13 protein-coding genes are annotated in these 14,079 nt (G+C 42.9%); 2 read left to right on the forward strand and 11 right to left on the reverse strand.

Annotated elements, in window-relative coordinates; translation table 11 throughout:
* Positions 1 to 42 precede the first annotated feature (42 nt).
* From dinF to C9J42_RS14505, 5 genes are all read right to left on the reverse strand, one after another.
* Positions 43 to 1,389, reverse strand: a complete 1,347-nt coding sequence (dinF, locus tag C9J42_RS14485; RefSeq protein WP_107302094.1) for an MATE family efflux transporter DinF — start codon at positions 1,387 to 1,389, stop codon at positions 43 to 45.
* 115 nt (positions 1,390 to 1,504) lie between these two features.
* The gene (gene cyoE, locus C9J42_RS14490; RefSeq protein WP_107302095.1) at positions 1,505 to 2,422 is read right to left on the reverse strand and encodes a heme o synthase; all 918 of its coding nucleotides are present in this window, start codon (positions 2,420 to 2,422) and stop codon (positions 1,505 to 1,507) included.
* Positions 2,415 to 3,488, reverse strand: coding sequence for a heme A synthase (locus C9J42_RS14495; RefSeq protein WP_107302096.1), 1,074 nt, complete (start codon positions 3,486 to 3,488; stop codon positions 2,415 to 2,417). The genes cyoE and C9J42_RS14495 overlap by 8 nt, the downstream gene beginning before the upstream one ends.
* 24 nt (positions 3,489 to 3,512) lie before the next feature.
* The gene (locus tag C9J42_RS14500) at positions 3,513 to 4,049 is read right to left on the reverse strand and encodes a cytochrome oxidase (protein WP_107208653.1); all 537 of its coding nucleotides are present in this window, start codon (positions 4,047 to 4,049) and stop codon (positions 3,513 to 3,515) included.
* Positions 4,050 to 4,052: 3 nt separating this feature from the next.
* A complete protein-coding gene (locus C9J42_RS14505; protein ID WP_107208654.1) occupies positions 4,053 to 4,730 on the reverse strand; it encodes an SURF1 family protein in 678 nt (225 codons plus the stop codon).
* A gap of 90 nt (positions 4,731 to 4,820) precedes the next feature.
* On the opposite strand from C9J42_RS14505, the gene C9J42_RS14510 reads away from it, so the two are divergent.
* Positions 4,821 to 5,027, forward strand: coding sequence for a DUF2909 domain-containing protein (locus C9J42_RS14510; RefSeq protein WP_107260568.1), 207 nt, complete (start codon positions 4,821 to 4,823; stop codon positions 5,025 to 5,027).
* A 22-nt stretch (positions 5,028 to 5,049) separates the two neighbouring features.
* Here C9J42_RS14510 and C9J42_RS14515 read toward each other — a convergent pair whose 3' ends face one another.
* From C9J42_RS14515 to lexA, 6 genes are all read right to left on the reverse strand, one after another.
* Complete coding sequence (locus tag C9J42_RS14515) at positions 5,050 to 5,946, reverse strand: cytochrome c oxidase subunit 3 (protein ID WP_107208655.1); 897 nt, start codon at positions 5,944 to 5,946, stop codon at positions 5,050 to 5,052.
* Positions 5,930 to 6,505, reverse strand: coding sequence for a cytochrome c oxidase assembly protein (locus tag C9J42_RS14520; protein WP_107208656.1), 576 nt, complete (start codon positions 6,503 to 6,505; stop codon positions 5,930 to 5,932). Before C9J42_RS14520 ends, C9J42_RS14515 begins: the two co-directional genes overlap by 17 nt.
* Before the next feature lie 8 nt (positions 6,506 to 6,513).
* Positions 6,514 to 8,133 carry a cytochrome c oxidase subunit I gene (ctaD, locus tag C9J42_RS14525; RefSeq protein ID WP_107208657.1) on the reverse strand — a complete coding sequence of 540 codons (1,620 nt, stop codon included), beginning with the start codon at positions 8,131 to 8,133 and terminating at the stop codon, positions 6,514 to 6,516.
* Positions 8,134 to 8,145: 12 nt separating this feature from the next.
* Positions 8,146 to 9,288: a cytochrome c oxidase subunit II gene (coxB, locus tag C9J42_RS14530; protein WP_107287671.1), complete on the reverse strand. Its 1,143-nt coding sequence runs from the start codon at positions 9,286 to 9,288 to the stop codon at positions 8,146 to 8,148.
* 356 nt (positions 9,289 to 9,644) lie between these two features.
* Positions 9,645 to 10,442 carry a class I SAM-dependent methyltransferase gene (locus tag C9J42_RS14535; protein WP_107247038.1) on the reverse strand — a complete coding sequence of 266 codons (798 nt, stop codon included), beginning with the start codon at positions 10,440 to 10,442 and terminating at the stop codon, positions 9,645 to 9,647.
* Positions 10,443 to 10,582: 140 nt separating this feature from the next.
* Entirely contained in the window at positions 10,583 to 11,203 is a 621-nt protein-coding gene (lexA, locus tag C9J42_RS14540; RefSeq protein WP_005372006.1) for a transcriptional repressor LexA, read from the reverse strand.
* Positions 11,204 to 11,554: 351 nt separating this feature from the next.
* Between lexA and plsB the strand changes: the two genes are divergently transcribed.
* The gene (gene plsB / locus C9J42_RS14550; protein ID WP_107247036.1) at positions 11,555 to 13,996 is read left to right on the forward strand and encodes a glycerol-3-phosphate 1-O-acyltransferase PlsB; all 2,442 of its coding nucleotides are present in this window, start codon (positions 11,555 to 11,557) and stop codon (positions 13,994 to 13,996) included.
* Positions 13,997 to 14,079: the final 83 nt, after the last annotated feature.

Here is a 14,079-nt window from a genome sequence, read left to right on the forward strand (position 1 = left end):
TTTTGCTCAAAATTAATACAAAATGTATATTTTAAATCTAACTTACTGTTTTAATGCAGGAGATAAGAAAATATTTTTTTTCCACTGGTAACCGAAAATAACCGCTAATGTCACACCACGTAATGCCATAAAACCTAACATCGCCGCCCATAATGCATGGTTGCCATAGCTATACATTAACCACCAAATGGCAAAAAAACCACTGGTTGCAACAAACATACTGTTGCGCATAACTCGCCCTTGCGTCGCGCCAACAAAGACACCATCCAGTAAAAAACACCACATAGCCACTAATGGTACTGCAGCAAGCCAAGGCAAATAAATATCAGCTTCAGCTTGAACCGCTGGAAGATCGGAGATCAAACTGACTATGCGCTCACCACCTAAAGAAAATGTCAATGTAAGCGCAACAGATATTATAAAACTCCAAAATGTAGTGTTAATTAAATAACGTCCTAACTGATCACGATTGTTCGCACCAACGGCTTTTCCTACTAATGCTTCCATCGCATAAGCAAAACCGTCCATGGCATAAGACACCAACATTAAAAAGCTCATTAACACAGCGTTTGCCGCGACTACATTATCGCCTAGTGTTGCACCTTGGAAAGTCATAAAGGTAAACGTCGCTTGTAAGCACAAGCTCCGTAAAAAGATATCTCGGTTTAATTTAAGTAGTCGCCCTATACCATGTCGCGCAGCCATAATTTTTTCTTTTAACGGCGGCAAACCTAACGCTAACCATTGACGAGAAACAAACCATAACCCTAATAACATACCGCTATAATCAGCTAGTACCGACGCAGAAGCAGCACCTTGAACTTTCCAGCCAAAGCCTAATACAAACAGAACATCCAAAAGAATATTAACAAGGTTAGTGATGATCAAAAGCCACATTGGCAACTTGGCATTTTGCGCCCCAAGTAACCAGCCCATGATGACAAAGTTTGCTAAAGCGGCAGGCGCTCCCCAAATACGGATTGAAAAGTATTGCTCTGCGTAAACTTTCACTTCATTACTAGCATCACTGAAATGGAAAATAGCACTGCTGACAGGTTGGTGTAAGGCAATAAGAATAAACGCGAGTAACCATGCCAACGCGATACCTTGAACAAAAATAGCCGCTTGCCCATGTTTATCTTCTCGGCCAAAAGCTTGCGCCGTAATCCCTGTGGTTGCCATGCGTAAGAAACCCAACAACCAGAATGTAACGTTGATCATGGTACCGCCAACCGCGACGCCACCGAGATACCACGACTTATCAAGGTGTCCGATCACAGCAGCATCCACCAGCCCGAGTAACGGTACTGTAATGTTTGAAAGTACCATTGGCAGGGCTAATGCAAACACCTGATAATGTAATGATTTGTCTTTTAATGCTGCTAGCACGTACTACCTCTGCCGCGATAATTTTTGTTATATAGCAGAGCAGTTTAACCAGTTGATTATGGCGACAAAAGTCTTATTGATTAAAGCGTATAAGATCTGTTGTTCATACGAGAGACTAACCATACCAAGGTAGTAACCAATGATCGGTAAGAAGTACTACAAATAAAGCTAATAAATGCCAGATAGAATATTTAAATGTCGCCCATGCATGGCCTTCACTATCAAAAAATTTCAACTTCAGCGCATAACCTAGAAAGCCCAAATTCAATGCGCTACTGCCGATTAAATAGACCCATCCACTCATATTAGTTAGCCAAGGTAATAACCCAACCGCAAAGAGAATCACGGTATAAAGCAATATCATGGTTTTGGTGTATTCAATCCCATGTGTAACAGGCAGCATTGGGATCCCGGCTTTGGCATAATCCTCACGACGATGGATCGCTAATGCCCAAAAGTGTGGTGGAGTCCATGCAAATACCAGCATCACTAATAACAATGCATGTGGATCAAGGAGCCCGGTTACTGCCGTCCACCCCAATAACGGAGGCGCCGCACCTGCAAGCCCTCCAATCACAATATTTTGTGGTGTCGCATGTTTTAGCCACACGGTATAAACCAACGCATAACCGACTAAACTTGCCATCGTTAGCCATGCCGTTAAAGCGTTAAGCATCATCAATAATCCAAAACCTACCAACATTAACGTCGTTGCAAATACAACGGCTTTCCACGTTTCGACTCGCCCTTTCGCTAGTGGTCTATGGTAAGTTCGTGCCATTTTGGCATCAAAGCGTCGATCTAATACATGATTAAAAGTCGCAGCCGCAGCCGATTGTAGACCTATCCCTGTTAAACCTAATATCACGGCATCTGCCGGTGGAATACCTTTCACGGCCAAACACATGCCCACTAATGCGGTCAGTAATAACATGGAGACGACTTTTGGTTTCGTCATCGTAAGGTAATCACGCCAAACCGCTATCGGTGGCGAACGAACTCGACTGGAATGAAGCCGTTGTGATTTATCCATGAGTAGCGCTCTCCGATGCAAAATACTTTACCTCTAATGGGGAGCGGCAATCGCATAGCAGGCGATAACAGGTGGTGACAACGGTAAGTAGTAAGATTAATCCAACTACATTGTGCGCAACGGCAATCAGTAACGGTAAGTTAGCAAGCACATTGGTGATACCTAATATTATTTGTACCGCTAACACCCCCATCATACCAATGCTATAACGACGTAAGGGCGGTTTAAGCCACATCAACCCAGCCAGCACCAAAACCAAAATCGTTGTGATAATTACACCAATACGATGAGTAACATGAATAGACACCCTTTGGGCATAATCTAAAACGCCATATTCATAGCTACTGTGTTGAGGTTGAATCAATTCAAACGCGCGAGGATCAAACATTCCCAGCCAATCCCCTTCGCATATTGGTAGTTGTGTGCATACAACAGCGGCATAATTAGCTGCTGTCCAGCCACCTAATGCAATTTGGCTTATGACAACAACTAAAGCTGCAATTGCTACGCTTTTGAGTACCGTTAAATATCGATGTGATAATGATAAATGGGGTTTAAAACCCTCTTGATAGAAAAGGGGGTTAGGTTGAATCCGCAAACGTAGTAGCCACAATAACGATACAATAGTAAAACCGCCTAACAAATGCGCCATCACCACAACAGGCATAAGTTGCATGGTAACCGTCCACATTCCAAGTAACGCTTGAAAAGAAACCACACCCAATAACAAACTGGGTAACAATTTAGGCCGTCCACTTCGGCTCCATGCCATAACAGCAATCATTACCACCAAAAGACCTAGCGATCCTGCAATATAGCGATGTACCATTTCATTCCATGCTTTTACTGGTTCAACGGGCGAGTCAGGGTAAATCGTTTGTGCTATTTGTAATTGTGATTCCGTTTGCGGTACTGACATGAACCCATAACAGCCAGGCCAATCGGGACACCCTAAACCCGCATCCGTTAACCGCGTATAAGCCCCCATCCCAACCACAATCAAAGAGAGAAAAAAGGCAGCGGTGACTAAAAAGTAGAACGGTTTATCTTTTTGCGTTTTATGCATAATCAACCCCACTATTTATGACATTTAGCCAATTTTTGATACTTTTAGCAGCCTTTTTAAATCACGTAAGATGTCTTTACCTTGTGCTAAAATGGCCTGTGGTTCAGCCTCTAGCGGATAGGCCATCATCACATTGCCATGAGGATCGGCTAGGTATACTGCATTGAGTCCATATTGAGATGGCGCAAATTGCTCATATTCTGCTGTGTTGCTGCGATAGCGTTGCAGATTTTCAACATCAACGGGAACGACGGTTGTTGGTTCAACGGGGGCGAGCAGCAAAACACTTCTCACCCGATCTTGATAAGCCCCAACAGCAAGAGGCATTTGCTTTAAGTGAAATAATGCACCTTCACAACGGCTATCACATTGTTGAGGCAACCAATAAATAAGTTGCCACTTTCCAGACGCAAGCCAATTTGCCGTCAACGGTGGAGTTAATAATTGACCTTTATTGGTGACACCACCGCTATACCACTGTTGGGTTAAGATTAATTTCGCTAGGATGATAGGCAGTAAAAACATCACACCTAATAACATTAAAACCTGATATTTTTTCATTCCTTATTCCCTCTTATATAGCCACCACCCAGCCATCCCTAATACCGCAAAGGCTAAAACAAACCACTGCGTGGCGTAGCCATAATGCTTATCTGCTTTCATCACGATAGGGGTCCAATTTTGTTTAAGCGCGAGAGGATTCGTAGCTGCAATTTGAACCACCCATTGCGGTAGAGCGCGATTTAATTGTTGTGACAGCCATGCCGGTTCAATATTTTGTACCCGTAACGGCCAACTCACGGCAGATGATTCTGGTTTGAGTTGTAATAATGAGGTGGTTGGTGCAATTAGACCGGTAATGACTTTTTCGCCACTAAATTGTGGTAACACGGGATATAACTCACGATAAGGAGGCGCGGCAATCCAGCCCAGATTGACCAATATCCATTGACCTTGGCTAAGGAAAGGGAGATAAAAATGGTAGCCTGCTTGACCATTATTTAGTTGGTTATCAAGTAAGATCGGATGCTGATTATCAAACACACCAGTAAGCGCCACATTATGCCAAACGGGCGTACTGGGTAATTGCGTAATATCAGAGATAGGTTCGGTCTGAATCGTTTCTTCGACTCGCTGCTGTAATTGAAGCTTTTCAGCTGCTCGGCTTAATTGCCAAAAGCCTAATCGCCCTAACATACACACCACGATGAAGGTAAAAATAACAAAAGCAACTTTTCGCATCGATGTTTCCTCCATCCCTATTGGTTGAAAACAGCTATCCTTAAATAAGCGCTTAATGTGTTATCACCCCTATTCAATCAGAGGCTTTCGATGTTGATAAAAATACTGCTTATCGGCTTATTACTGGTGATCATCGTCAATCTTTTTAAAGCCCTCCCAATCATGTTAAAAGGTCAATCATCACGCCCAATGTCGCATTACTTAGGCTGGCGTATTGGCTTATCTGTCGTTGTTTTTAGTATAATTGTGATTGCTTTATTAACTGGGGTTATCACCCCCAATCCTCGCCCGTATTAATTTTGTACCTTCAAAATAAACACTAAAGAATATACACAAACAGAAATAAACCTAACCACACCACATCAACAAAGTGCCAATACCAAGCGCCTGCTTGAAATGCAAAATGATGTTCAGGCGTAAAGTGCCCTTTTAAAATTCGACACCACACAATAAATAAGATAATCGCACCAAGCGTGACATGAACGCCATGAAACCCAGTTAACATAAAGAAGGTATTACCATAAATCCCTGCATCTAATCGTAGGTTCATGTCTTCATAAGCATGGACATATTCAACACCTTGTAAGTACACAAACACCGCGCCTAGTAATACCGTAAGCAACAGTAGCAACTTCAATCGAGGACGATTATTTTGCTCTAATGCGGTATGAGCAAAATGCAATGTAACCGATGATGTCAGTAATAAAATGGTGTTATAAAGCGGTAAACCTATTGGCCCCATCGCTTGGGTTTCGGTGCCATCTGGCGTTTTTTCCAATGGCCACATGGCGACAAAGTCCGGCCACAACACCGCATTGGTCATGACATTATTACTTGCACCACCCAGCCATGGCACCGCAATCATTCGGGCATAAAATAGCGCGCCAAAGAAAGCGGCAAAGAACATCACTTCGGAAAAAATAAACCAGCTCATTCCTTGACGAAAAGAGCGATCCATCTGCGCACTATAGAGCCCTGCCATCGATTCCCGGATCACATCACGGAACCAACCCACTAGCATTAATAAAATTAGCCCCACACCTACCAATAAGATCCAAGGACCTTGACCGCCAAACAGATCTCCGACAGTCGCGCCAGCACCTAACGCTATAAGAAATAAAGCAATTGCCCCCACTATGGGCCATGCACTTTCATCGGGGACATAATATTTCGTTGTTGGCGGTAAGTTATCGGTTTCACTATAGGGCTTTGACATTATCCACCTCACTGTGTTGCTCAATCACAGGGTTATCCTTGTCCGTTGCAACGTTGAATAGGGTGTAAGCTAAAGTCAGTGTTTCTATCTCTTTCGGCAAGTCAGGGTCGATATAGAACACCAACGGCAATTCTGCATTTTCACCACCCTCTAAAGGCTGATGATTAAAACAAAAACATTCGATTTTATTGAAATACTTCGCCGCTACGCCCGGTGTTACCGAAGGCACAGCTTGTCCGATAGTGGCGACTTTATTTAAGTTTTTCGCATCGTATTTAATGATTTTTGTTTCACCAGGATGCACCGTGATTTGCTTTACCTGAGGCGTAAATTGCCACCTCACTCCTGGATTAATGTAGGCAACAAATTCAACCGTCACTTCTCGGCTGGTATCCACTCGATCACTGGTTTCTGTGGGTGTTGTGGCTGTTTTTCCATTGATCCCCGTGATATCGCAAAACACGTCATAAAGGGGAACCAACGCAAAAGCAAAGCCAAACATCCCAACTGCTGCGGCAATTAACCCCCACAATGATCGCTGTTTTTTCGGCTCATCCATCACGCCTCCTAAGGATCAATCTTGGGCGGTGTTGAAAAGGTGTGATATGGCGCAGGTGATGCGACTGTCCACTCCAACCCTTCAGCACCTTCCCATGGTTTGGCAGGTGCTTTTTCTCCCCCTCGAATACATTTCACCAAGACCGCGATAAATATCAATTGAGAGACCCCAAACAAGAAACCACCAATACTGACCACGGCATTAATATCTGCAAATTGCAGGGCATAGTCAGGAATACGACGTGGCATACCCGCCAATCCTAAAAAATGCATTGGGAAAAATAAGATGTTGACCGAGATCAGCGAACACCAGAAGTGCCATTGCGCCAAACGCTCATCAAACATGTGTCCCGTCCACTTTGGTAACCAATAATAGGCAGCAGCCATGATCGAAAAGATAGCGCCAGTGACTAACACATAATGGAAATGGGCAACTACAAAATAGGTATCATGATATTGAAAATCAGCAGGCGTAATAGCGAGCATCAATCCAGAAAAACCGCCAATGGTAAAGAGCACAATAAACGCAATAGCAAACAACATTGGCACTTCAAAAGTTAATGATCCTCGCCACATCGTTGCCACCCAGTTAAAGACTTTCACCCCCGTAGGGACTGAAATCAACATGGTGCAATACATGAAAAATAGCTCTGCTGCGACAGGCATCCCCGTGGTGAACATGTGGTGTGCCCAGACTATAAAGCTTAACCCAGCAATGGATGCCGTGGCGTACACCATAGAGCTATAACCAAAGAGTTTCTTGCGCGAAAAAGCAGGGATAATGGCAGAAATAATACCGAAACTCGGCAAAATCATAATATAAACTTCAGGGTGACCAAAGAACCAGAAGATATGTTGGAACATCACCGGATCACCACCACCCGCCGCATCAAAAAAGCTCGTACCAAAATATTTATCGGTTAATACCATGGTCACTGCGCCTGCTAAAACAGGCATAACCGCGATAAGTAAAAATGCGGTGATCAACCATGTCCAAACAAAGAGTGGCATTTTCATATACGTCATGCCTGGTGCGCGCATATTCACGATGGTCACGACAACGTTAATCGCTCCCATGATTGAGCTAATTCCCATGATATGAATGGCAAACACAAACAATCCCGTACTCGGTGGGCTATATGTTGTTGAAAGTGGCGCATAGAATGTCCAACCAAAATTAGGCCCGCCCCCTTCCATAAAAAGAGAGGCTAACAACAAGCTAAATGCAAAAGGTAGGATCCAAAAGCTCCAGTTATTCATCCTTGGCAAAGCCATATCTGGTGCCCCAATCATCATTGGGATCATCCAGTTCGCTAATCCCGTAAAAGCGGGCATCACGGCGCCAAACACCATAATCAAACCATGAACTGTGGTCATCTGATTAAAAAAGTTGGGCTCCACTAACTGTAAGCCCGGTTGAAATAATTCAGCCCGAATAACCATCGCCATTGCGCCGCCAACAAAAAACATGGTTAAACTAAACAGCAAATATAGGGTGCCGATATCTTTATGATTGGTGGTAAATAACCAACGCTTTAGCCCTTTCGCAGGATGCGAATGATGGTCGTGTTCTGTGTCAGTACAGCCAGCAGTATCAATTTCAGCTTCTTGGCGCATCATATCCGTCATGCTTACTCTCCTTTATAGTGGCTGACCGTTTTTAATCGCTTGTACTTCCGCTGCTTGCACAGACTCTCCAGTATTATTCCCCCACGCATTACGCTCATAGGTAATAACAGCGGCTAATTCTTTCAAACTCAGTTGTGGACCAAACGCTTGCATCGCGGTACCGGCCTTACCGTGAACAACAACGCTGATGTGCTCTAACTTACGTTTAGGATCAACTGAAACCCCTTCACCAGCCAGTGCTGGAAATGCTCCTGGAATACCTTGCCCATTAGCTTGATGACACATGGCACAACGCGCGGTATAGGTCTTTTCACCCAGCGTCATAAGCTCATCTAATGACATTTGCATGTCCAACAAACGCTGCTCTTCTTCACGCGCTTTACGTTGCGTGATCTTGGTTTTCTGTAGCCAATCATCGTATTCTGCTTGTGGTTTGGCTATCACCACAATCGGCATAAAGCCATGATCTTTACCGCATAATTCGGCACATTGACCTCGGTAAATACCGGGCTTATCAATTTGTGTCCACGCTTCATTAATAAAGCCAGGATTAGCATCTTTTTTCACCGCAAAAGCGGGCACCCACCATGAGTGGATCACATCTTGTGAGGTGATCAAAAAGCGTACTTTTTGCCCGACAGGAAGAACTAAGGGGTAATCAACTTCTAATAAATAGTTGTCACGCTTTTGCCGTTGATTACTGATTTGTTCAGCACTTGTAGCAAGGTGGGAGTAATATTCAACATCTTGGTTGAAATAGTTGTAATGCCACTTCCATTGCGAGCCTGTCACAAGGATAGTTACATCCGATTTTGAGGTGTCTTCCATTGCAATCAATGTTTTAGTTGCAGGAATAGCCATGCCTATTAAGATAATGAACGGGATCAGCGTCCAAATAATTTCTACTTTAGTACTTTCATGGAATGAAGCAGGCTTTGCGCCTTTTGACTTGCGGTGGTGAAAGATAGCCCAAAACATAACTCCGAATACCGCCACACCAATCGCGATACAAATGTAGAGAATGGTCATATGAAGACTGTATACATTCTGACTTACCGCCGTTACACCCGGTGTCATATTAAGCTGCATGGTGTCAGCCATCAGCGGCATTGAGAAAAGTACACTCGCTATTCCTGCGATCAATGAACGAACCATCGCTCTGACCTCCCCTGTCATTCAAATATGCAATTGAACGAATTTTATGTGGCAGAATGCTTCTATGACTAACGATGCAGCTGAGCTATCAAATCGGCATTATTTATTTTTTATTATTTAAAGCATTTATTGAGCAGCACATACCAACACATAAAAATGTCTCGATATATTTAACGTAGGCAGGAATCGCAGAATACGCAAAGAATCATGGATATAAAATAACTAACAAAAAAGTAGATAACACTTTGATATATAGATACAAACAAACTACTCGCTATCATGTATCACAATATCAATAAGTTACAACAAGTACGAGAATCGTTATTTAGATTAACGATAGTAATATTCATACCTTGCTATAATTTCAAATGAACAACAACAGGCGTTAAGCGATATTTCATACTGGGCATTTTAGCAATCCAACGTTGCCATGTTCGCCATCTCGGACAGGGATTATCAAATGGGCTAAAACAATCAATCAACTCAGCCCACGGTAACCAATTAATCATTTGTTGCGCAGGATCACGATAGCCATGATGATACTCACCGCAGCCCATTTTTTTCGCAATAGGGACATGGCATAGATCGCCCGCAACCACGATACACATTTCCATGTGGCTAAAACTACACCCCATACGCTGGATAAATGTCGCTAATTGCGCTGAATTACAGGCTAATAGTGCTTGATCGCAAATTAAAAGTATCGGTGTTTGAGCACTTTTCGGTAGACGCTTTAACCAACTGAGATCAGTAACTGAACCCGTTTTCAGCATATAACGATCACTGCGATGAAATAGTTTCTCTCGCCAAAGTAAATTTTCATCAGTATCTAACTCAAACCAACGACAACGTCCGTTATCTAAGCGGTAAAAGCGGGTATCAAGCCCTGCACCAAGATTAACAACCTGCCCATAAGGATAGCGAGTTAAGAAGTCTTTCACTTGTTTATCGCACTGCAAAGTTAAAGTGGCATGTAAAAGTTGACGCTGAGGAACTTGTTGCCCGACACAATCAGGTTCGAGATAACATTGACGACACGCTACGGCAGCCACCGGATCATAAATAAGACCATCATCGGCTAAGCTTTCTCGGCTGCGATACCAAAGCGGTTGAAGTAAGTCAGAGGGAATGGTGTAGCGCTTTATTTTCGTCATCATTATCTCCTTATGAATTAAGGATGATAATAATTATCAGTTAGATTTGCAAAGCTTACTCGTCATTTTCTTAAGACAATAAAAAAGCGCAGCTTTAACTGCGCTTTTTTGGCTTCACTCAATCCGTCGTTCAGTAACCATCACATCCAATCAGCGTTTCGGATCACGCCAACAGCAATGCCTTCAATGGTTAAACTTTGATGCTCAAGATCAACTTCAATGGGTGAAAACTCTTCGTTTTCAGCATGGAGTAATACTTTGGCTCCCTGCTTATCAAGACGCTTAACCGTTACATCGTCATCAACACGTGCAACCACAACTTGACCGTTATGAACATCTTGGGTTTTATGTACAGCTAACAAGTCGCCATCCATAATCCCGATATTTTTCATACTCATCCCATTTACACGTAGTAAAAAATCGGCACGAGGTTTAAATAACATAGGATCGACTTCATAATGCGCTTCAACATGTTCTTGCGCTAAAATCGGTTCGCCCGCAGCGACACGACCAATCAGTGGTAGTCCCTGCTCTTCTGGCTCTTCTTGATTGACAAGTAAGCGAATACCACGCGATGCGCCTGGAATAATTTCCAACACTTCTTTACGTGCTAATGCTTTTAAATGTTCTTCTGCCGCATTCGCAGAGCGAAAACCTAATTCACGTGCAATTTCAGCACGTGTCGGTGGCATACCTGTTTCGTCTATTTTTGCTTTGATTAAATCAAAGACTTCTTGTTGGCGTAATGTCAACGGCTTCATGAGTCACCTGTCTTTTTATACAGTTCACTGTGAGTATATCCAGTGTTAAGCCACATTAAAAGGCAATTGTTTACGAAAACACCAATTTGATCAGTTAATCAAACCTATCAGAGCTTAGGTACTAAAATAATGACAGCCGTCTCGCAAAGATAATAATTTCAGTAGAATCAATTAGATTTAACTCACTGGTCATGCCAGATTGTTTTTTAAACCACTCATCGGTCAAAAAGAAACAATAAAAGACCATAAAAAATGATAATTTAACCGCTATCAACTGTATTTTAGCTGCATGAAATCAATCATTTTCTGCTATCCTTGCGGCGCATTAAGATTCTGAGGCTCGTTATAAATATGTCACGTTGGCAAAAATTTTATCAACAATTATTAAAGTTGCCGCTTTCTTTATTAGTTAAACCAGCAACCATTCCATCTGATCCTGTTGCTGATTTAGAGTTAGATTTAGAGCGGCCAATCGCCTACATTTTACCGTATTGCTCTAATACTGATTTATTAACACTGCGTAGCAGCGCTAAAGCATTAGGGCTACCTGATCCATTAACTAAGTTAGAAATTAATGGCCGTAGCTTTCCACGTTTTGTCTTTGTTGCTGAAGGCCCGAGTGTATTCGGCACTAATAATGCTCTACCTCAAGATTCGATTGAACTCTTTACCGAGTTACTTGAGCAACACAAACAAGATCCAGCATTAAACATTCAGTTAGTGCCCGCTTCTATTTTATGGGGACGAGCACCGGGTAAAGAATCCCAACGCAAAGCAACCTTACGTCCGTTAAATGGTCCAGCAAAATTCTGGGCAATTTTAACGCATGGCCGTGACTGTTTAGTGCGTTTAAGTACGCCAGTATCGCTGCGTTATATGGCCGATCATCATGGTACCGATGATGCGATTGCACAAAAATTAGCTCGCGTGGCAAAAATCCATTTTTCACGCCAGCAAATTGCGACATCTGGCCCACGCCTGCCTGATCGTCAGCTGTTGTTTAAGCGTCTACTTGCCTCTAAAGCCATCGATAAAGTGGTACAAGAAGAAGCGATCAGCCGCCAAGTACCGGTTGAAAAAGTACGTAAAGAAGCCATCGGTATGATGGAGGAAATTGCGGCAGATTTCTCTTACCCACTGATCAAGAACGGTGAGCGTTTCCTACGCTGGCTATGGACCAAACTTTACCAAGGTTTGAATATCAAAAATGCCCAACGTGTGCGCCGTTTAGCACAAGATGGTCATGAAATAGTCTATGTGCCCTGTCACCGAAGTCACATGGATTACTTATTGCTTTCTTACGTGCTTTATAACGAAGGCTTAGTACCGCCACACATTGCCGCTGGTATTAACTTAAACTTCTTCCCTGCCGGTCCTATTTTCCGTCGTGGTGGTGCATTCTTTATTCGCCGAAGTTTCCGTGGTGATCGTCTGTACTCAACAGTATTCCGTGAATACTTATCTGAGTTATTTACTAAAGGGTATTCAGTTGAATACTTCAGTGAAGGTGGTCGTTCGCGTACCGGTCGCTTATTACCGGCAAAAACCGGTATGCTTTCAATGACAATCCAAGCTATGCTGCGTGGTTTAAATCGCCCCGTTACATTAGTACCAGTGTACATCGGCTATGAGCATGTAATGGAAGTGGGCACTTACGCAAAAGAGCTACAAGGTAAGCGTAAAGAGAAAGAAAATGTCGGCCAAGTTATCCGAACATTACGTAAGTTGCGTAACTTAGGCGAAGGTTATGTCAACTTTGGTGAGCCTATTCCGCTTAACCAATATTTAAATGACAATGTACCTGAGTGGCACAAAGACATTAACCCAATCGAGCCGCAGAAACCAAGCTGGTTAACGCCTGTCGTGAACGATTTAGCCGTTAAGATGATGACACATATTAACGACGCTGCAGCTACCAATGCAATGACGTTATGTGCCCTTGCATTACTGGCATCACGACAACGCGCATTAAGCCGTGAAGTACTAGAGCAGCAAATTGAATGCTACCTTGAACTATTGCGTAATACGCCATATTCAAGCCAGTGTACAACGCCAAAAGAAAATGCTGAGCAAATGATTGAGCATGCGGTTGCAATGGATAAGTTCGTGGTTGAGCATGACACCTTAGGCGATATTATTTCGCTTGATCGTCAACAATCGATCTTGATGACTTACTACCGTAATAACATCATTCACTTATTCGCATTACCGTCGTTGATTGCGCATATTGTGGTACAGCAGCAAAGCTTAACCAATGATGAAATTCATGAACAAGTTGAATTACTGTATCCATTCTTAAAAGCGGAATTGTTCTTACGTTTTGATAATGAGCAGCTAAATACTGAAATTGATAAGATCATTGATGAGCTTGTACGCCAACGTCTATTACTTAACGATGGGATTAACATTTCTATCAATAACGCCCGTATTGGCCCTCTTCAGCTACTGGCTCGCACGATATCTGAAACATTACAACGTTATGCGATTGCACTAACTTTACTCCGTGCAGAGCCTGAAATGGCGAAAAATGATTTAGAGCATCACAGCCAAGTGCTTGCTCAACGTCTAAGTCGTTTACACGGGATCAATGCACCAGAGTTTTTCGATAAGGGTGTATTTAGTATTTTGGTGAAAACATTGCGTAGCGAAGGTTATCTCAATGACGAGTGCCACGCGGTAGCACGTCCAGTAGAAAACTTAGCGAATCTACTCACCTCGTTAGTCTCACCGGAAGTGAACCTCACCATCCAAGCGGTGATGCACTTAGATGACGCTAAAGACAAACAAGAATAAAGATACGTAACGAAAAAAAGCGCCATAACGGCGCTTTTTTTATATCTTTAACACTCAACAATTAAACTCACGAAATACAGCGT

It is taken from the genome of Photobacterium sp. GB-56 (assembly GCF_003026105.1).
Taxonomy (GTDB): Bacteria; Pseudomonadota; Gammaproteobacteria; order Enterobacterales; family Vibrionaceae; genus Photobacterium.